The 18,422-nt window shown below is 71.1% G+C and carries 19 protein-coding genes; 6 read left to right on the top strand and 13 right to left on the bottom strand.

Annotation, left to right across the window (positions count from 1 at the left end; genetic code table 11):
* The first annotated feature begins 38 nt into the window (after positions 1-38).
* Positions 39-1,160: an AI-2E family transporter gene (locus ACK8GG_RS02670; protein WP_440354218.1), complete on the top strand. Its 1,122-nt coding sequence runs from the start codon at positions 39-41 to the stop codon at positions 1,158-1,160.
* On the opposite strand, the gene ACK8GG_RS02665 is transcribed toward ACK8GG_RS02670, so the two are convergent.
* Together ACK8GG_RS02665 and ACK8GG_RS02660 are read right to left on the bottom strand one after the other, a co-directional pair.
* Positions 1,136-1,828, bottom strand: a complete 693-nt coding sequence (locus tag ACK8GG_RS02665) for an NADPH-dependent F420 reductase (protein WP_440354219.1) — start codon at positions 1,826-1,828, stop codon at positions 1,136-1,138. The two genes, ACK8GG_RS02670 and ACK8GG_RS02665, sit on opposite strands and share 25 nt — an antisense overlap.
* Positions 1,825-2,472, bottom strand: a complete 648-nt coding sequence (locus ACK8GG_RS02660) for a dienelactone hydrolase family protein (RefSeq protein ID WP_440348431.1) — start codon at positions 2,470-2,472, stop codon at positions 1,825-1,827. The genes ACK8GG_RS02665 and ACK8GG_RS02660 overlap by 4 nt, the downstream gene beginning before the upstream one ends.
* 319 nt (positions 2,473-2,791) lie before the next feature.
* Here ACK8GG_RS02660 and ACK8GG_RS02655 point away from each other — a divergent pair, with 319 nt between their 5' ends.
* Positions 2,792-2,965 carry a hypothetical protein gene (locus tag ACK8GG_RS02655; RefSeq protein WP_440348432.1) on the top strand — a complete coding sequence of 58 codons (174 nt, stop codon included), beginning with the start codon at positions 2,792-2,794 and terminating at the stop codon, positions 2,963-2,965.
* A gap of 127 nt (positions 2,966-3,092) precedes the next feature.
* Here ACK8GG_RS02655 and ACK8GG_RS02650 read toward each other — a convergent pair whose 3' ends face one another.
* Entirely contained in the window at positions 3,093-3,758 is a 666-nt protein-coding gene (locus ACK8GG_RS02650) for an SGNH/GDSL hydrolase family protein (protein ID WP_440354220.1), read from the bottom strand.
* A 58-nt stretch (positions 3,759-3,816) separates the two neighbouring features.
* Positions 3,817-4,344 carry a helix-turn-helix domain-containing protein gene (locus ACK8GG_RS02645; protein ID WP_440348434.1) on the bottom strand — a complete coding sequence of 176 codons (528 nt, stop codon included), beginning with the start codon at positions 4,342-4,344 and terminating at the stop codon, positions 3,817-3,819.
* A 72-nt stretch (positions 4,345-4,416) separates the two neighbouring features.
* On the opposite strand from ACK8GG_RS02645, the gene ACK8GG_RS02640 reads away from it, so the two are divergent.
* The 3 genes from ACK8GG_RS02640 to ACK8GG_RS02630 are packed head-to-tail and all read left to right on the top strand — an operon-like array spanning position 4,417 to position 6,280.
* Positions 4,417-4,776, top strand: a complete 360-nt coding sequence (locus tag ACK8GG_RS02640; RefSeq protein ID WP_440354221.1) for a hypothetical protein — start codon at positions 4,417-4,419, stop codon at positions 4,774-4,776.
* The gene (locus ACK8GG_RS02635; protein ID WP_440354222.1) at positions 4,773-5,489 is read left to right on the top strand and encodes an ABC transporter ATP-binding protein; all 717 of its coding nucleotides are present in this window, start codon (positions 4,773-4,775) and stop codon (positions 5,487-5,489) included. The genes ACK8GG_RS02640 and ACK8GG_RS02635 overlap by 4 nt, the downstream gene beginning before the upstream one ends.
* The gene (locus ACK8GG_RS02630; RefSeq protein ID WP_440354223.1) at positions 5,486-6,280 is read left to right on the top strand and encodes an ABC transporter permease; all 795 of its coding nucleotides are present in this window, start codon (positions 5,486-5,488) and stop codon (positions 6,278-6,280) included. The genes ACK8GG_RS02635 and ACK8GG_RS02630 overlap by 4 nt, the downstream gene beginning before the upstream one ends.
* Positions 6,281-6,340: 60 nt before the next feature.
* Here ACK8GG_RS02630 and ACK8GG_RS02625 read toward each other — a convergent pair whose 3' ends face one another.
* The 6 genes from ACK8GG_RS02625 to ACK8GG_RS02600 are packed head-to-tail and all read right to left on the bottom strand — an operon-like array spanning position 6,341 to position 15,263.
* On the bottom strand, positions 6,341-8,713 hold the full coding sequence (locus ACK8GG_RS02625) for a glycoside hydrolase family 65 protein (RefSeq protein WP_440354224.1): 2,373 nt from the start codon (positions 8,711-8,713) through the stop codon (positions 6,341-6,343).
* Positions 8,710-9,462 carry an HAD family hydrolase gene (locus ACK8GG_RS02620; RefSeq protein ID WP_440354225.1) on the bottom strand — a complete coding sequence of 251 codons (753 nt, stop codon included), beginning with the start codon at positions 9,460-9,462 and terminating at the stop codon, positions 8,710-8,712. Before ACK8GG_RS02620 ends, ACK8GG_RS02625 begins: the two co-directional genes overlap by 4 nt.
* A 58-nt stretch (positions 9,463-9,520) precedes the next feature.
* Entirely contained in the window at positions 9,521-11,674 is a 2,154-nt protein-coding gene (locus ACK8GG_RS02615; protein ID WP_440348440.1) for a bifunctional glycosyltransferase/CDP-glycerol:glycerophosphate glycerophosphotransferase, read from the bottom strand.
* 18 nt (positions 11,675-11,692) lie between these two features.
* A complete protein-coding gene (locus ACK8GG_RS02610; protein ID WP_440355437.1) occupies positions 11,693-13,696 on the bottom strand; it encodes a DUF5941 domain-containing protein in 2,004 nt (667 codons plus the stop codon).
* Positions 13,693-14,436 carry an ABC transporter ATP-binding protein gene (locus ACK8GG_RS02605; protein WP_440348442.1) on the bottom strand — a complete coding sequence of 248 codons (744 nt, stop codon included), beginning with the start codon at positions 14,434-14,436 and terminating at the stop codon, positions 13,693-13,695. Before ACK8GG_RS02605 ends, ACK8GG_RS02610 begins: the two co-directional genes overlap by 4 nt.
* Positions 14,436-15,263 (bottom strand): ABC transporter permease, encoded by an 828-nt coding sequence (locus ACK8GG_RS02600; RefSeq protein ID WP_440348443.1) that lies wholly within the window; start codon positions 15,261-15,263, stop codon positions 14,436-14,438. Before ACK8GG_RS02600 ends, ACK8GG_RS02605 begins: the two co-directional genes overlap by 1 nt.
* 285 nt (positions 15,264-15,548) lie before the next feature.
* Between ACK8GG_RS02600 and ACK8GG_RS02595 the strand changes: the two genes are divergently transcribed.
* Positions 15,549-15,740 carry a PspC domain-containing protein gene (locus ACK8GG_RS02595; RefSeq protein WP_440348444.1) on the top strand — a complete coding sequence of 64 codons (192 nt, stop codon included), beginning with the start codon at positions 15,549-15,551 and terminating at the stop codon, positions 15,738-15,740.
* Positions 15,741-15,800: 60 nt separating this feature from the next.
* Here ACK8GG_RS02595 and ACK8GG_RS02590 read toward each other — a convergent pair whose 3' ends face one another.
* The 3 genes from ACK8GG_RS02590 to ACK8GG_RS02580 form a co-directional block, all read right to left on the bottom strand.
* On the bottom strand, positions 15,801-16,634 hold the full coding sequence (locus tag ACK8GG_RS02590; protein ID WP_440348445.1) for a DUF4230 domain-containing protein: 834 nt from the start codon (positions 16,632-16,634) through the stop codon (positions 15,801-15,803).
* A 125-nt stretch (positions 16,635-16,759) separates the two neighbouring features.
* Positions 16,760-17,929, bottom strand: a complete 1,170-nt coding sequence (locus ACK8GG_RS02585; RefSeq protein WP_440354230.1) for an acyl-CoA dehydrogenase family protein — start codon at positions 17,927-17,929, stop codon at positions 16,760-16,762.
* A gap of 123 nt (positions 17,930-18,052) precedes the next feature.
* The gene (locus tag ACK8GG_RS02580; RefSeq protein ID WP_440348447.1) at positions 18,053-18,358 is read right to left on the bottom strand and encodes a type II toxin-antitoxin system VapB family antitoxin; all 306 of its coding nucleotides are present in this window, start codon (positions 18,356-18,358) and stop codon (positions 18,053-18,055) included.
* Positions 18,359-18,422: the final 64 nt, after the last annotated feature.

The following is an 18,422-nucleotide window of genomic DNA, read 5'->3' as shown; positions in this document are numbered from 1 at the left end:
GGCCGGTACCCGCGCGCCACTAGGGTTACATTTCTGACATGTCGGACGATCCGGGCGCGAGCCCGCGGCAGAGCTGGGAACGGCTGCCCTGGCTGGTCCGGGACGCCGTGGTGTGGAGCGCCTGCCTGCTCGTCGTCGCCGCCGCCCTCTATCTCCTCGCCCGCCTCGCCGTCCGGCTCGCGCCGCTGGCGATCGCGCTCGCCGCCACCCTCTTCCTCGCCGCGCTGCTCGACCCGCTCCGCACCGCCCTGGGGCGGCTCGGCTTTCGCCCGGTCCTGGCCTCGCTGATCTCGCTGTTGACACTGATCGGCGGCCTCGCCGGTGCCGGGCTGCTGGTCTGGACCCTGACCGCCAGCGAGTTCGGGCGCCTCTCCGACGAACTCGACGGCGGTCTCGACCGCACCCGCGACTTCCTGACCGGCTCGCTGCCGGTCAGCGGCGAACAACTCGACCGGTGGACCCGGCAGGCCCTCGACGCCGCCGGACGCGCCACCCCCGACCCCGTCGCCGGCGCCCAGACCGCCCTGCAGGTGACCGGGGCGATCCTGCTCGGCCTCGTGCTCCTCTTCTTCCTGCTCAAGGACGGCCGGCAGATGTGGCGGTGGACGCTGGACCGGGTGGCGGCCGAACGCCGGACCCTCTGGGCCCGGGCCGGCCGGGTCGGCTGGCACACCCTCTCCTCGTACACCCGGGGTACGGTCTTCATCGCCGGCGTCGACGCGCTCGGCATCGGCCTCGCCCTGGTCCTGCTCCGGGTGCCACTGGCCCTGCCGCTGGCCCTGATCACCTTCCTCGGCGGCTTCGTGCCGATCGTCGGGGCCACCGTCGCCGGCATTGTCGCCGTGCTGGTGGCGCTCGCCGCCAAGGGACCCACCGCCGCGCTGCTCACCGCGCTCGCGGTGATCGCCGTGCAGCAGCTGGAGGGGAACCTGCTGGAACCGCTGGTGATGAAGCGCCAGGTCCGCCTCCACCCGGTGGTGATCCTGGTGGCGGTCACCACCGGCACCCTCGCCGCCGGGATCGCCGGCGCCTTCGTGGCGGTGCCGATCGTCGCGGTGACGTACCGGGTGATCGACGCTGTGGCGACCGAACGACGCCGGACCGCCGACGAACCCCGGGAGCTGCCACCGGCCGGTCAGCCGCCCCCGGAACCGGCCTGAACCATCGCCGCCCGTACCCGGCGGTCGTAGACCGGCGGCCCGAGCCGGCTGCGCAGCTGCGACCCGGGCAGAACCACCCCGTACGCGACCCCGCCCGGCTGCATCCGCCGGCCCCCGTTGGCCAGGTCCCCGGTGTCGACCGGATCGAAGCCGAACTGCTCGATCAGATCCTCGACCCGCCGTTTCGCCAGGTCGTCGTCGCCGGCCAGCGGCATGCCGTACCGCTCGAGCGCGCCCGCCTCGTGCCCGTAGTCGCGCACCTGATCCGCCCGCATCGTGTTGAACGCCTTGATCACCTTCGCGCCGCGCAGCTGCGCCCGGATCAGCTCGCTGGAGGTGGTCCAGTCCAGGTCCAGCTCCGGGTACGGCCCGTCCACCCGCGGCCGGTAGTTCGTCGCGTCCACCACCGGTTTTCCGGTCAGCAGCCCGGCCGGCAGTTCGCAGTAGCGGCCGAACGGGACGGCGAGCAGGACCAGCTCGCCGGCCTCGACGGCCTCGACGGCCGTGGCCGGGTGCAGCGACCGCCCCAGCCGGCGCGCCAGCGGGGCCAGCGTCCCCGACTCACGGGAGTTGGCGATCACCACCTGGTGCCCGGCCGAGATGCAGTGCCGGGCCAGCGCCTCCCCCAGCCGGCCCGCGCCGAGGATGCCGATCCGCACGCCGCTCACCGGTTCGCCGCAAACCAGCTCTTGGCCTGGTCGGCGACCTGTGTCAACGCCCCCGGCTCCTCGAACAGGTGCGTCGCGCCGGGTACCACCCGCAACTGCGCGCTGGGCGGCAGCGCGTCCAGCGCCCGCTCGTTGAGTTCGCGTACCTGCTCGTCCCGGCCTCCGACGAGCAGCAGCGTCGGGGCCTGCACGTCGGCCAGCGCCGGGCCGGCGAGGTCGGGGCGGCCGCCCCGGGAGACGACCGCGCGGACCGCGTCAGGGCGGGCCGCCGCGGCGGAGAGCGCCGCGGCAGCGCCGGTGCTGGCGCCGAAGAGTCCGATCGGCAGTTTCCCGAGTTGCGGGTCGGCGCGCACCCAGTCGACGATGTCGATCAACCGGTCGGTGAGCAGGCTGATGTCGAAGCGCAGGTCGCCGTGGATCGCCTCGGGCTCGTCCTCGTCTCCGGTGAGCAGGTCGACCAGGACCGTCGCCAGGGCCGCCTCGTTGAGCTGCCGGGCCACCTCGGTGTTGCGCGGGCTGCGCCGGGAGCTGCCGCTGCCGTGCGCGAAGAGCACCACCTCGCTGCTGCCCGGCGGCACTGACAGGTCGGCCGGCAGCTGTGTTCCGGCGCTCGGGATCATGGTTTCGCGGCGCTGCGCCTGCATCGGGCCTCCCCTGCCTCGACGTCGCCCGCGGCCCGGCCACGGGTCCGTGCCCGCATACCCGCTCCGGCCGCCGCCACCCCCGCACCCGTCGGACTCACCACTCCCGGCCGCCACCCCACCTGACCACCGGGCCACCGTTCCGCCGGGCCACCGCCCGCCGGACCGCCCGCTCCCCGCCGGACCGCCCGGTCGTTTGCCGCAGCCGGCGCCGGGTACGCCGCACCCACCTGACGCCGGGCAGCCCTGGGTCAGGGCAGTCCCGCGTACGGCATGGAGCGGGGTTCCGGTGGCGGGCAGGTCGAGCAGCGGGAGGTGTGTGATGGGGCGTAAGGATCAGAACAGGCCGAAGGCGGCCGGCAGCGAGCACAAGCGGAAGAAGAGCGGCGAGAGCGACTGGGCCGACGAGGCAGCGAAGGCGCGGACCGCCGACGACCCGCGGGCCGTGGCGCCCCACGACCGGGCCGGCCGCCCTTCTACCGACGGCACCCGCTGACCACCTGGCCGGCACCGGCGTAACGGCCGCGCGCCGGCCATCGCCGTGCTCCCGGCCGGGAGCACGGCGTACGGGTCAGAAGTCCCAGTTCTAGGCGTTTAGCGCCCGCGGTGCCGGCTGAGGAGCTTCAGTCAGTTGCGCCGTCTGCCAGTAGTTTGGCGACGACCGGAGCGAGTGCGACTCCCAATGCATGGTGCTGATCGGCGTCGAGATGTACACCGTCGTGTGTACTGCTGGTGGTGACGGTGTTCGAGTCAAAGAAAGCGCAGCCGGCATCTCCGCTGACCTGGCGAATCGCCTGCGCGAGACCTCGGGAGGCCACATCCCCGCCCTCGAACTTGGGGCCGATCGGCCCTCGAGGGTTGTCCAATTGCGGGGGCGCGATGACGAGAATCGGCGGGACCGGCATTCCGGGCTCGACCGGCGCTGTCCTGATCGCATTGATGAGCGCTGCAATGCCAGTCACGGAGTGCCAGGGCTTGTGCTGGTGCATGGACTGGAAGTCGTTGGTGCCGAGCAAGAGAATCACGATGTCGAGCGGGGATTGCGCTTCGATGACCTGTTGGACCCCGCTGAGCGCGTTCCGCCCGGGCTTGTAAGGGTCGTCGAAGGCGGTGCGACGCCCGTTGAGACAGTCTTCCGTAAGCCGGATGCGCCCATTCTCTCCGGCGTTGAGCGCGGCGTGCAGAACTCCGGGCCAGCGCTCCTCGAAAGGGAGTCGCTGCCGGGTCGTCGGGATGATGCCCCAGGTCAGCGAGTCTGAGTAGACAAGGATGTGCTTCGTCGTTGGCATCTTGGCTCCTTTACCGTCGTTCTCGTCGTGAGGCTCAACCCGGTCCTGCTTCATTTATTCAGAGGTCGGGAAGGAGGATCGTGGCGAGGTTGACGCGTTGTCGGCCGTCCTCTCGTTCCGCCAGATAGGGGGCGAGCAGGTCGGCGAGGCCTGCTTGGATCGTGGCGAGGTCTTCCGTGTTCACGTAGAGGGGCGTTCGCGCGAATCCGACCAACTCACGCGACTGGGCCGACTCTGCACCGAGGAAGCGGTCGAAGTCACGTGTGACGTCACCCAGGAAGGTCAGGAAGGCGGTGCGGAGTTGAGCACCGCTCATGGCGAGAAGCTCGGCGTGGTCGACGGCGGCCATTCGATCCCCCAGCGCCAAGGTTCGCTCGATGGCGCCTCGGGACCGGCGCTCATCGACCACCGCGACGACCCCGGCGTCGAGGAGCGCGGCCACATGGCGATAGAGCGTGGCCTGCGGGATATCCGGGAGCGCCTCGCGCAACTGTGCCGTCGTGCGGTTGCGCCCGCCCAGCTGCTGGATGATTCGCAACCGGACCGGGTGCAGCACGACATCCGCCAGAGCGAGCTTGTCCGACACCTTGACCCCCAACCATTCTCAGCCTGATAATGTTCCCAGTACGATTCCATTCTAACGATCAAGGAGAGCACGATGACGACCGTCACCTGCGACCGAACGGGGGTGCACGTGCAGTTCCCCGGATGGGAGGCGACGATGACGGGCCTGCCGCAGCTGCTGATACCGAAGTCGGCGATCCGAGATGTATCAACCGGACAGGGGTGGACCTCAGAGATGCTCGGGGTGAGATCCGGTCTCGTCGTCTCCGGCTTCCGCAAGCTGGGGACGTTCAGGCACCCTTCAGGAGTGCGGCGCCTGGTCTCGATGAAGCGCGGGCACCCGCTGCTCCGGATCGCCGTTGACCGAGCCACGGTCGGGTTCGACGAGATCCTTCTGAGTACCGACGATGCAGAGTCGATTGCGGCAGATCTCCGATCAGGCGTGCACCCGTGAGCGCTGCGATCGAGGTCAGGGGCCTTTCGAAGCGGTTCGGGGCAGTCGTCGCGCTGGAAGATGTGGCTTTGCGAGCCGAGTTCGGGCGCGTCGTCGGGTTTCTCGGCCCCAACGGGGCGGGGAAATCCACGCTGATGCGCGCACTGCTCGGCCTGGTCCGCCCGGACAACGGTGAGGCGCACATTGCCGGTCTGCCCTATGCGCACCTGCCTGCGCCTGCGAAAAGGGTGGGCGCTGTGCTGGACATCGCGTCGGCCCATCCGCGCATGACGGCACGCGCTCACCTTCGCACGTACGCGGCACTCGGGGGGATGGCCCGGTCGCGGGTCGACACCGTGTTATCGCTCGTAGAGGCACAGTCGTACGCCGATCGCCGGATCGGCACATTCTCCACCGGGATGCGCCAGCGCCTCGCGCTGGCGACCGCAATGCTCGGCGACCCCGACATCCTCGTGCTGGATGAGCCATCGAACGGCCTCGACCCGGGCGGAATCGCCTGGCTTCGGACGTTCCTGCGCAGGTTCGCAGATGCCGGCGGCGCAGTACTGCTCTCCAGCCATGTGCTCCATGAGATCGAGCACACGATCGACGACGTCATCCTCATCGACCACGGCCGCACCGTCTGGACGGGTGCACTCGAACAACTCGTGACGAAAGACGCGCCCCTCGAGGAAGCCTTCCTGCGCCTGACACAGAAAGGGCCCCTCTCATGAACGTCATTCACGGAGAAGTCGCGCGACTGCGCGCCACGGGCGTACCGCTGTGGTCGACACTCATCGCGCTCGCGTGCGGAGGCGGATTGACCCTTCTCCTTGCGCTCACCGGACCGCAGAACGCCCAGCCCCCCATGCCGGACATCGACACGCCCGAAGGCGTGGGGTTCGTGCTCGGCATCGGTACGGTCCTTCTCTTCGTTCCCGCACTGATCGGGACCGTCGCGATCACGAGCGAGTACCGGCACCGCACGATCGGGACGACGTTCCTCGTCGTCCCTCGACGGGGTCGAGTACTCACGGCCAAGCTCACCGTTTACACGGTGCTGGGCATCGTCTACGGCACTATCGTCTCGCTATCGGCCCTGCTCGCCCTGATCGTCGCGTCCTGGATGCGCGGTGTGCCGCTGGGCGTCGACCCTGCGGATCTGACGCCAGCACTCATCCAGCTCAGTCTCGCCGCTGCCGCCTACATGCTGCTCGGTGTCGGAATCGGCGCGTTGGCGCGTTCGCCGCTCGTCGCAATCGGAATCGTGCTCGGCTACTTCATGTTCGCGGAGTACATCCTGATGCTGATCCCCGGCATCAATGCCATCTACCCGTTCCTGCCAGGCGGCGCAACGGCGTCACTGACGAGTTTCGACTTCCTCACCGACGCGATCGCGAGCCAGACCGCGCTGGCACCTGCAACGGTGGCCTCGCCCGTGCTTGGCGCCTCGGTCCTCGTGGCGTACGCGGCCGCTGCGGCGATTCTCGCCGTGATCGCCCCCCTTCGGCGGGACCTGACGTGAACGACTCCGCGGATCCGGGCCTCTCACCAGCCCGTGCGGGCTGTCGGCTGGATCAGGGCGTCAGAAGTCCGGGCTGTAGTTGCGGCGCAGCGGCGCCCGGCCCGGTGGCTGTCGCGGGGCGACCGGCGGCGTCGGGATCTCCGGCAGCGCGCAGGTGACCGGCTGACCGCCGGTCACCACCACCTTCTCACCGTGATGGCGGATCTCCAGCGACGCATCGTCGTCGGCCCCGACCAGGTTGTACGTCGCCTCCTCGGCCGTGATCCGCACCCGCAGCCGCAGCCCCCGCCAGAGCACCGAGAACTCGAGGCGGGTGATCCGCCCCGGTAGCCGGGGCGCGAAGTCCGGAATCGGCTCGTGGTCGCGGAAGCCGCCGAAGCCGGCGACCAGCGCGATCCACGCCCCGGCCAGCGAAGCGATGTGCACGCCGTCGCGGGTGTTCTCCGCCAGGTCGTGCAGGTCCATCAGCGCGGCCTCGCGCAGATAGTCGTGCGCCAGCTCCAGGAAGCCCACCTCGGCGGCGATGACGGCCTGGGTGCACGCCGACAGGGACGAGTCGCGCACCGTCCGCCGCTCGTAGTAGAGGAAGTTGCGCAGCTTCTGGTCGGCGTCGAAGGCATCGCCCCGCCAGTGCATCGCCAGCACCAGATCGGCCTGCTTGATCGCCTGCCGGCGGTAGAGGTCGAAATAGGGGAAGTGCAGCAGCAGCGGGTACTTCTCCTGCGGGGTGTTCTTGAAGTCCCACTCCTGCAGGCGGGTGTAGCCCTCAACCTGCTGGTGCACGCTCAGCTCGTCGTCGAAGGGGACGTTCATGTCCATCGCCGCGTCCCGCCAGGTGGCGGTCTCGTGGTCGGTGACCCCGAGCTGCTCGGCGTAGGTCTGGTGGCGGGTGGCCGCGTCGGCGGCGACGAGCAGGTTCCGCTGCGCCATCAGATTCGTGTAGACGTTGTCGTTCTTGACCGCGGTGTACTCGTCGGGGCCGGTCACCCCGTCGATGTGGAACACCCCGTGCCGGTCGTGATGGCCCAGCGAGATCCAGAGCCGGGCCGTCTCCACCAGCAGCTCCAGCCCGACCTCCCGCTCGAACTGCTCGTCACCGGTCGCCTGGACGTAGCGCCGTACGGCGTCGGCGATGTCGGCGGCGATGTGGAACGAGGCGGTGCCGGCCGGCCAGTACGCCGAGGACTCCTGGCCGTTGATCGTCCGCCACGGGAAGGCCGCGCCGGCGTGGTTGAGCGTGCGGGCCCGGTCGCGGGCCGAGTCAAGGGTGGAGTAGCGCCAGTAGAGCGCGTCGGCCACCGCCGCGGGCCGGGTGTAGGTCAGCACCGGCAGCACGAACGTCTCGGTGTCCCAGAAGGAGTGCCCGTCGTAGCCGGGCCCGGTGAGCCCCTTGGCGGCGATCGGCCGGCGTTCGGCGCGGATACCGGCCTGGAGCACGTGGAAGAGCCCGAAGCGGACCGCCTGCTGCACCTCGGGGTCGCCGTCGACGTGCACGTCGGAGGTCTCCCAGAACTCGTCCAGGTACTCCCGCTGCTCACGCAGCAGCCCGTCCCAGCCGGTGAGCAGCGCGGCGTCCAGCGCGGCGTCGACCTGGTCGCGCAGCGCCGGCAGCGAGCGCCGGCTGGACCAGCCGTACGCAAAGTACTTGATCACGGTGAGCTTCTCGCCGGGTTTGAGCACACAGCCGACGGTGGTGCGCAGCCAGTCCTCGTACCCCTCGGTGGCGATTGTGGTGCGGTCCGGGCCCTCGACCTGGTGGTCCATCGCGGCGGCGACCCGCAGTCCGCTGACCTTGGTCTGGTGCATCAGCAGGCCGCCGCTCTCCTTGAGCAGCCGCTCCTCGGCCTGCAGGGGCGACTCCAGCACCGCGGCCACCCGCGGGTCGCGGCTCTGTGGCGGCAGCGCCTCGTTGGCGACCAGCTCGGACTGGAGCGTGATGCGGACGACGTCGTCGACCGCCTCCACCTCGTAGTGGATCGCGGCGACCGAACGCTGGGTGAAGGAGACGAGCCGGGTGGTGCGCACCCGTACGTCCCGACCGGCCGGAGAGCGCCAGTGCAGCTGCCGTTTGAGCAGCCCGTCACGGAGGTCGAGCTGACGTTCGTGCTCCAGCAGCTCGCCGTAGCGCACGTCCAGCGGTTCGTCGTCGACGAGCAGCCGGATCAGCTTGCCGTTGGTGACGTTGACGATCGTCTGGCCGGACTCGGGGAAGCCGTAGCCGGCCTCCGCGTACGGCAGCGGCCGCAGCTCGTAGAAGGAGTTGAGGTAGGTGCCGGGCAGGCCGTGCGGCTCCCCCTCGTCGAGGTTGCCGCGGAGCCCGACGTGACCGTTCGAGAGGGCGAAGATCGACTCGGACTGGGCCAGCACGTCCAGGTCGAGCCGGGTCTCCCGGATGCACCAGGGGTCGACTGGAAAAGCCCGTTCACGGATCATGCCGCGGTCTCCTGTTCCATCAGCTCAGCCAGGTCGGCCACGACGATGTCGGCGCCGGCCGCGAGCAGCTCCGGTCCCTGGCCCACCCGGTCGACTCCGACCACGTAGCCGAATCCGCCGGCCCGGCCGGCTTCGACGCCGGCGATGGCGTCCTCGAAGACGGCGGCCTGCCCGGGCGGGACGCCGAGCCGGGCCGCCCCGGCCAGGAAGGTGTCCGGGTACGGCTTGCCGCGCAGCCCTTCGGCCCGGGCGACGACCCCGTCGACGCGGGCGTCGAGCAGCTCGGTCAGACCGGCCGCGGCGAGTACCTCTTCGGCGTTGGCGCTGGCCGAGACGACAGCCCGGGGCAGTCCGGCGCGGGCGACGGCGCGCAGGTAGTCGACCGAGCCGGGAAATACCTCCACCCCGTCGGTACGCAGCCGCTGCAGCAGCACCACGTTCTTGCGGTTGCCCAGCCCGTTGACGGTCTCGGCCGTCGGCGGGTCGTCCGGCTCCCCGTCGGGAAGCACGATGCCGCGGGAGGCCAGGAAGGTGCGGACCCCGTCGGCGCGGGGGCGCCCGTCGACGTACCGGTTGTAGTCCGAGGCCGGGTCGAAGGCGAGGAACTCGCCCCCGCCAGCCACGGCCTGATCACGCAGGTACGAGTCGAAGGTCTGTGCCCAGGCGACCCGGTGCACCTGCGCCGTCTGGGTGAGAACGCCGTCCAGGTCGAAGAGGCAGGCGGTTATTCGTGCGGGAAGGCCGAGCATGGGTCGAATCTATCGGTGATCGGGTTGACATGCCGGGCTCCCCGCCGATGTGCACACCTCAGGCCGGTTCGGTGAGGAAGACCTGGCGTACCACCCGTTCGGCGGCGCGGCCGTCGTCGAGGTGGCAGAACCGGCGGCGGAACTCCTGGCGGGCGGCGGCCGCCGCCGGGCTGTCGATTTCGTCCCGCGCGAAGAGTGCCACCAGGTCGTCGAAGGTGATCGCCACCGCGCCCGGCGGTTCGGCCAGCAGGTCGAAGTAGACCCCGCGTGCCAGCCGGTAGATCTCCCAGTCGGGGGCGTAGACGACGATCGGCCGGTCGAGCAGGGCGTAGTCGAACATCGCGGAGGAGTAGTCGGTGACCAGCACGTCGGCGGCGAGGTAGAGCTCGACGACGTCCGGGTGCGCCCCGACGTCACGCAGCCCGGGCGTGCGGGGCGCCGCGGCGAGGAGGTCGGCTTCTTCGAGGTAGTGCCCGCGGATCAGCAGCCGCGCCCGCGGGCCGATCGCGGCGAGCAGCCGGCGCGGGTCGAACGGCGGGCGGTAGCCGCGGTGGTACTCGCGGTGGGTGGGCAGGTAGAGCACCACCCGGTCGCCGGGCGCGGCGCCGACCCGCCGCCGCGCGGCGGCGACGTCGGCGGCGGTGGCGTTGACCAGGCGGTCGTTGCGCGGGTAGCCGACCTCGAGGTGGGCGTAGTGGCCGGGGTAGGCCCGCTCCCACATCTGGCTGGAGAAGGTGTTGGAGCTGATGCTGTAGTCCCAGCGCTGCACCCGCCGCAGCATCCGGTCGAAGTTCATCCCGGGGGCGCCGGCCGGGTAGCGCTGCTGGTCCAGCCCCATCACCTTGACGGGACTGCCGTGGTGGGTCTGCACGTGCACGCTGCCGGCCCGCTTCACCACCCAGTCCGGGAAGTTCACGTTGTTCACCAGCCAGCGGGCGCGGGCCAGCGCCCGGTAGTAGGCGGGGGTGCCGGCCACTACGTGGTCGACGTCGCCGGGCAGCCCGCCGGCGAGGTCGCGGCGGACGACCCAGAGGCCGCGGACGCCGGGGGCGAGTTCGCGCAGCTTGGCGTGGATGGCGGCCGGGTTGCAGGCGTAACCGCGGTACCAGTAGGCGCTGAAGATCGCCAGGTCCGGCTCGATCGGGAGCCGGAGCTGGGCGCGGTAGTACTCGCGCAGCAGCAGGGTCCGGCCGCGCCGGGCGATCTCGCGGGTCCGGGGCAGGCCGCGGCCGGCGCGGCCGGCGACCCGCAGGGCGGCGAAGGTGTGCCACTGACCGGCGGCGACCAGCCTGTGCTTGAGCTGGTCGGCGCGGGAGGCGACCGGGTAGCCGCCGGGCGGCAGCCGGCGCCGGTAGTCGGCGACGATCCGCTCGAAGAAGGCGCGCCGCAGCGCCGCCGGCACGCGCCGGCCGTTGCCGAGCACGATCAGGTAGTGCCAGATCATCCGCTCGAAGAGGTACGGCCGCAGCGGCTCGCCGGCGGCCCCGAGTCCCTCGAGGTGGTCGTGCACCCGCTGCCAGTGCTCGAAGATCTCGAAGTGCCGGGCGCTGGGGGTGCCGGTGATCGCGCCGCTGAGCCGCTGCCGGTAGTTGACGCAGACCCGGTCCAGCACGCTGATGCGCTCGGCGGACATCAGCAGCGGGTAGGTGAAGGAGACGTCCTCGTACCAGCCGTCGGCGAAGCCGATGCCGAGGTCGGTGAGAATGTCGCGGCGCACGACCTTGTTCCAGGCGGTGTGCAGCAGGCGGATCACCTCGGGGCGTTCGCGCAGTGCGAAGACCCGCGTTCCGGGGCTGTCGGTGAGCACCTCGGACATGGCGCTGCGGCCGGCGGCGCCCCGCCAGTCGACCCGGACGTGGTCGACGATCAGCACGTCGGGACGGACCGCCGCGAGCCGCTCGGCCACCGGCCGCAGGCATCCTTCGGCGAGCCAGTCGTCGCCGTCGACGAACCAGACGTACTCGCCGCGGGCCTCGGCGAGCCCGGCGTTGCGGGCCGCGCCGAGGCCGCTGTTGGCGGGCAGCGAGACGACCCGTACGCGCGAATCGCGCCGGGCGTACTCGGCGAGGATCTCGCCGCTGCTGTCCGGTGAGCAGTCGTCGACGCCGATGACCTCGATATCGGCGCCGGGCTGACCGCAGATGGAGTCGAGGCATTCGCGCAGGTAACCCTGCACCCGGTAGGCGGGGACGACGAAGCTGATCAGCGTCATCTCTTCCGTCCCCTCGGGTCAGCCGGGTGTCTGCACCCCCTTGACGCTGTCAGCGGCGGCGGCCTGCGGACGTGGCGCGCGGCGCGGGGAAACGGCCCACGTCAGAATCACGCTGACCACAAAGAGTGACAGCAAATACACGGAGAGTGTAGCAACGGCGTAGGTGGTGATTCCGGCCAAGAGCGCGGCAACCAGCAGGATCGCCCGGCCGTCCCCGCCGAGCCCGGCGTCGTGCAACGGCGGCGCCGCCTGCCGCTTCTCCAGCCGCGCCGTCAGGTCGTAGTGCCGCAGGGCGAGCACGAAGAGCAGGGCGAAAATCAACGGCGCGGGCACGTCCCCGGCCACCCCCACCGCAATCACCAGCAGATACTCCGCGGCACGCAGCGCCGCCGGCACCAGCCAGTCCAGCGCGCCGGTATGCGGGCGCCCCCCGGCGGCCGCGGCGGCGAGCACCAGCAGCAGCACCAGCACCGACCCGACCGCCACCGCCGTCGCCCCGGCCCCGGTCAGCGCCGACAGCAGCAGCCCTCCAGCCGCCAGCGCGGCGAGCACGGCAACCGGCAGCGGAGCGCCGAACCCGGGCAGCCGGCGCAGCAGCGGACCGTCGTCGCGGTGCAGCCGGGCATCCACGGTGGACATCACCGCGACCCGCATCGACCGGGCCCGCAGCGTCCGCAGCCCCATCGTGTACGCGAAGGCCAGCGCACCCCAGGCCAGCACCGCCACCAGGCTGACCAGCGGATTGAACAGCGCCGCCGTCACCGCGATCAAGGCCCAGCGCTCGCCGATCGGGAAGACGACAGTCCGCTTGATCCAGTACATCGCCGAGCCGGTGTCGGCCTGCACGCGGTTGGAGGCCTGACTGAGCCGGCCGCCGAGCCCACCGGTGGCGGCGTCCGGGGCGGGACGTCGTGCCGCCTCGTCGTGCAGCACCCCGTACCAGGTGTCGGTCATGTGCCGCACCGTCTGCAGCGTCATCGCCGCGATGGCCAGCGCCCAGCCCGGCCCGAGCCCGGCCAGCTCCACCCCGATTCCGAGCCCGGCGTAGACCAGGTACTCCTTCGCCCGGTCGGCCATCGTGTCCAGCCAGCCGCCCCAGGCGCTGAAGTTGCGGGTGTAGCGGGCCAGTTGCCCGTCGACGCAGTCGAGCACGAAACCGAGGTAGAGCAGCACGCCACCGGCGACCAGCGCCAGGCGTGCCCCGCTGGTCAGCGCGCCGGAGACGGCGAAGAGCCCGGCCGCGGCCACCGCGAAGAACACCGAGATCATCGTCACCGCGGTCGGCCCCAGCCCGATCCGGGCCGCCAGCTTGGCCACCTGCGGCGACCAGGTGCTGACGCAGTACGTGGTGAAGAGGTCGTCGCGTTCCTTGACCGACAGGCGCAGCTCGGCCCGGTCGGAGTCGACGGCCGCCACCTCGGCCTCGGCGGCGGCGAGCTGTGCCGCGTCGGTGACCCGGTGCGCGACGAGCAGCCGTACCCGCTGGGCGAAGATCGGGGCGCCAGCCGCGGCGAACCGGACGAGAAGCTCGTCAACCGGCTCCCGGCCGGCCGGGTCGGGCCAGTTGGACTGGCCCGCCTGCTGGGCGTGGCCGGGCCGGTGGGCGTGCCCGGCTTCGGCGGCCGCGCGGGCCAGCGCCGGCAGGTCGGCCACGCCGACCTTCAGCGCGCCACCGAAGACCCCGGTCGCCTCGGCGTCGGCCACCGCGCCCGCGCGGACCACCTGCCCGCGCTCCTCCCGGACGACGGCCTGACCCGCGGCGGGCGCATCGGTCAGCACCAGCGCGCCGGTCGGCCCCATCGGGGCGGTGAGCAGATGCCGCAGGACCGCGGTGTGCGCGACCAGGTCCGCGCCGCTGACCACCAGCGGCCGCTCCGCCGCCGCGGCCAGTTCCGCCAGCTCCGCGAGGTCGGCGACGACGCGGACCTCCGCGGCGCCGGCCTGGCGCCACTGCCCGGCGATGCGCTCCGCCGGCAACCGGTCGTCCCGGGCATCGCCGGCGATCACGACGGCAAGGGTCACCGGGGCACCGCCTGGTAGGCGTCGAGCGCCTCCTGCACGGTGCCGTCGACCCGCAGCCGGCCGGCGTCCAGGAAGAGGCCCCGTTTGCAGAACCGGGTCAGGTCGTTCTCGTTGTGTGACACCAGCACCAGGGTGCGCCCCTCCGCGAGCAGTCGGTCAATCGTCGTGTAGCACTTGGCCCGGAACTCCGCGTCCCCCACCGCCGTCACCTCGTCCATCAACAGGATCGGGTGCGGCAGCCGGGAGATGATCGCGAAGCCGAGCCGGACTTTCATTCCGGAGGAATAATGCCGCACGGGGGTGTCGATGGCCCGCTCGACCTGCTCCCCCGCGAACGCGACGATCTCGTCGAAGTCACGGCGCAGCTGCCGCGTGCCGAGTCCGTGCAGCGCACCGACCAGATGCAGGTTCTCCCGTCCGGTCAGATCGTTGGAGAAACCCGCCGAGAGCTCCAGCAGCGGCGCCACGTCGGCCCGTACGCGGATGCGGCCCTCGTCGGGAATCAGCACCTTGGCGATCAACCGCAGCAGGGTGCTCTTGCCGGTGCCGTTGCGCCCGATCACCCCGACCGTGTCCCCGGGGAAGACCTCGAAGCTCAGATCCCGCAGCGGCCAGAACTGGGTGGGGCGCACCGTGCGCCCGCCGCGGTGGATAAACATCTCCCGCAGCCGCAGCTGCCGCCGCCGGTTGCGCACGAAACGGATGCCGAGCCGCTCCGCGCTGATGATCGCCTCCGGCACTACAGCTCCTTCAGTACGGCCGGCTCCAGCCGACGGAATACCCACCAGCCGAGCAGCAGGGCGCCGACGCTGCCCAGCACCGTGATCAGCAGCAGCCGGGTGTCGGGGAACTCGTCCGGATACCAGATCGAGTGGTGCAGCTGGAAGATGCCGACGAGCGGGTTGAGCTCGTAGGCGAACTTCAGCCAGCCGGGCGCCGAGGACTCCCGCACCAGGCTGTACGGATAGATGATCGGGGTGGCGTAGAAGAGCAGCCGGGTCAGCAGGCGGATGAAGCGCTCGATGTCGCGCATCAGCACGTTCAGCGCCGACAGCAGCAGTGACAGGCCGATCAGCAGCATCGCCTGCAGGGTGATCGCCAGCGGCAGCACCAGCAGCGACCAGCCGGGGCTGATCTTGCCGCCGAGGGCGTACGCCAGGGCGATGGCCGCCAGCACCGGCAGGCCGGCGACGTACTCGGCGAAGCGGGCCGCCACCCGCCCGACCGGAAAGATCTCCCGCGGCACGTTCAGTGTGGTGATCAGCCGGGCCTGGCTGGTGAGGGCTTTCGCCGCCTCGCTGATCGCCGCGTTGGTCCACATCCAGGCGAAGATGCCGGTGATCAGAAAGAGCGGGTACGACCCGGCCGCCTCACCGAGGTGCCGGTTGGTGTCGCGGGAGTAGAGCACGCCGAAGACGAAGTAGTAGATGCCGCCCATGGCCAGTGGCTCGATCAGCGACCAGAGATAGCCGAGCACCGACTGCTGGTATTTCACCGCCAGGTCCCGCTTGACGAGGATGCGCAGCGAGTCGCGTCGCGTCCAGAGGGAGAGCACGCCGGACGTCATCACCGCCTCCAGTCAGTCCGCGTCATCGCCGACCCTACTGATCGATGCCTGTCCCGTCCGGCAAGTACGCAGGACCCGCGCGAATACGCCGCCCGCGCCGTTGTGGGCCGGGGCCGGGCGTGCGGCGTGACCCGGAGGCCGGCGGATCGGCGTCCCAGGCCGTCTTCGGGGTATGTACCTACGGGTCCACGACACCGGAATCCCTCCGCAGGCGGAGGGCGCGCACCCCGGCGCCACCTACCGTTGAGGTATCGATGCGGCACCCGCCGCAGAGTGGAGATGATCATGAAACGCACGCTGTCCCGCCCCCGGAACGGTCGCATGCTCGCCGGCGTCTGCGCCGGCCTCGCCCAGCGCTTCGGCCTCTCTGTCGGCCTAGTCCGCCTGCTCTTCGTGGCCTCGTTGCTGCTACCGGGCACCCAGGTGATCGTCTACCTGGTGCTCTGGATCCTGATGCCGAACGAGAACCACGCCTGACCGGTGACGCCGTGCGGCCGCTGCGCCGGGCCGGTGATCCGGCCCGGCGGCGGCCGCGGCCTACGGGGCGGCGTACGTGATGGTGATCTGCTCGTAGCCGAGCGAGCGGAGCAGCCCCTCCAGCATCTTGCGGGTGTTCTCCTCGGCCCGCAGCGTCAGCCCGGTCTCCCGGGCCGCGGCGGTGATCCGCTCCTCGGCCAGCTGATAGACCCGCTGCTGGCGGTTGGGGTCGTTGTCGAAGACGTCGCCGAGACGGTTGAGCAGCCCGCGCTTCTCGGCGAAGACGTAGCTCTTCTCCATGTCCAGGTTCGCCTCGCCGAGCTGCGGGGCCGGCAACCTGATCTCGACCGTCCTGCCGTCGGCGGACTCCACGATCGCGCCCTCGGCGATCTGGGCGAAGTCGACGTACGCCTCGACGCTGCCCGCTCCGACGAAGAGGGTCCGCTCGTTGAGCAGGAACTCCGGCACGTACTCCCGGTCGGACTGCAGGTCGATGACGACCTGGAAGTTCCCCTCGGCGGCGACGTACCGGCTCAGGTCCTGGATCGACTCCAGCAGCACCGGCTGGCTGCGGTCGGTCTCCTGCTGCGCGAAGGGGTTGCGCCAGCTCGGCCAGAGGTCGGCCTGACGCAGCCCGACGACCGCCAGCAGCGCGATCGCGAGCAGCCCGGCCACCACGAGATATCCCCGTACGCCCGAACTGCCGGCCTCGGCCGACGCGACATCGGCGCCGGCGGCGTCAGTGCCGCCTGCCACGGTGCTGCCGGGGTCGGCGGCACGGCCGCCGTCAATGCTGCCGGCGTCAGTGCTGCCGGCTCTGGTGCTGCCGGGGTCGGCGTCACCACCGGCAGCGGGGGAATCTCCGGGCTGCGTGACATCGTCATTTTGCGACATCGCCCTCACCGTCCTGTCCAGACCCAAGTGTCTTGCGTCAGACGGTAAGCCCCCGGTGCGACAGCCGCGACCGGAGTCCGCGAAGGTGTCTCGCGTACCCCCGTCGCCCGGCTCCGCCGGCCCGCTCAGGCGAAGGCGGAGATCCCGGTGAGACGCTGCCCGATGACGAGCTGATGGATCTCGGCGGTGCCCTCGTAGGTGAGCACGCTCTCCAGGTTGTTGGCGTGGCGCATCACCGGATACTCCCCGGAGATACCGTTCGCGCCCATGATCGTGCGGCACTGCCGGGCGATCGCCAGCGCCTCCCGGACATTGTTGAGCTTGCCGACGCTGACCTGTTCCGGGCGGAGCGCGCCGCGCTCCGCCGTCCGCCCCAGATGCAGCGCCAGCAGCTGGCCCTTCTGCAGCTCCACCACCATGTCGGCGAGCTTGGCCTGGGTGAGCTGGAAGCCCGCCAGGGGCCGGCCGAACTGTTCCCGGCCGATCGCGTACGCCAGCGCGGTCTCCAGGCAGTCGCGGGCCGCGCCCAGCGCGCCCCAGACGATGCCGTAGCGCGCTTCGGTCAGGCAGCTCAGCGGGGCCCTGAGGCCGGTTGCCCCGGGCAGCTGCGCCGAGGCCGGCAGCCGCACGTCGTCCAGGACGATCTCGCCGGTCACCGAGGCCCGCAGCGACATCTTGCGGGTGATCTCCGGCGCGCTCACCCCGGGGGTGTCCATCGGCACCACGAAGCCGCGCACCCCCTCGTCGGTCCGCGCCCAGATGACTGCGACGTCCGCGACCGGCGCGTTGGTGATCCACATCTTGCTGCCGTGCAGCACCCAGTCACTGCCGTCACGCCGGGCCCGGGTCGCCATCGACGCCGGATCGGAGCCGTGATCAGGTTCGGTCAGGCCGAAGCAGCCAATCGCCTCCCCGGCGGCCATGGGCGGCAGCCACTGCTGCTTCTGCTCCTCGCTGCCGTAGCGCCAGATGGCGTACATCGCCAGCGAGCCCTGCACCGACACGAGCGAGCGCAGCCCCGAGTCACCGGCCTCCAGTTCCAGGCAGGCCAGTCCGTACGCCACCGCGGAGGCCCCGGCGCAGCCGTAACCGGTCAGGTGCATCCCGAGCAGCCCCAGTTTGCCGAACTCGGCGGCGAGCTCGCGCACCGGGACCCGGCCCTGCTCGTACCAGCCGGCCACCTCGGGGCGGACCCGCTGGTCCACCAGTTGCCGGACCACTGCGCGGATCTGACGCTCCTCCGCGCTGAGGCAGTGGTCGATGTCCAGCAGGTCAAGCGAGGCCGCGGAGCTCATGGCCGTCACTGTAACCGGTCCCCCGTCCCGCCCGTCCGGTCGCTCCGCTCGCACGGTCGCTCCGCCCAGCCGGACGCCGGGCCGCCCAGCCGACCACCGGGCCCAGCCGGTCGCCCGGCCCGGTCAGCCGCCGGCGCCGTCGAGCACCAGGACACGGGCGTGGATCTGGTTGCGCTGCTGCAGCGCCGCCCGCAGCGCCCGGTGCAGCCCGTCCTCGAGGTAGAGGACGCCCTGCCACTGCACGACATGCGGGAAGAGATCGCCGTAGAAGGTGGAGTCCTCGGCCAGCAGCCGGTCGAGCGCCAGCTCCCGCTTCGTGGTGACCAGCTGGTCCAGCCGCAGCGGGCGCGGCGGTATCTCCGCCCACTGCTTGAGCGTGAAATTGTGTGGCGGGTACGGACGTCCGTCCCGGACCGCTTTGAAGATCACAACAACTCGCTCCCATCCCGCTCCGCGCCGCCGGCAGTGTCCGCGCCGCGGCGTGCCGAGCCCA

The sequence above is a fragment of the Melissospora conviva genome, from assembly GCF_049523535.1.
GTDB lineage: Bacteria > Actinomycetota > Actinomycetes > Mycobacteriales > Micromonosporaceae > Melissospora > Melissospora conviva.
The sequence above is the reverse complement of the archived record's forward strand: the minus strand, read 5'-3'. Positions and strand labels throughout refer to the sequence as shown.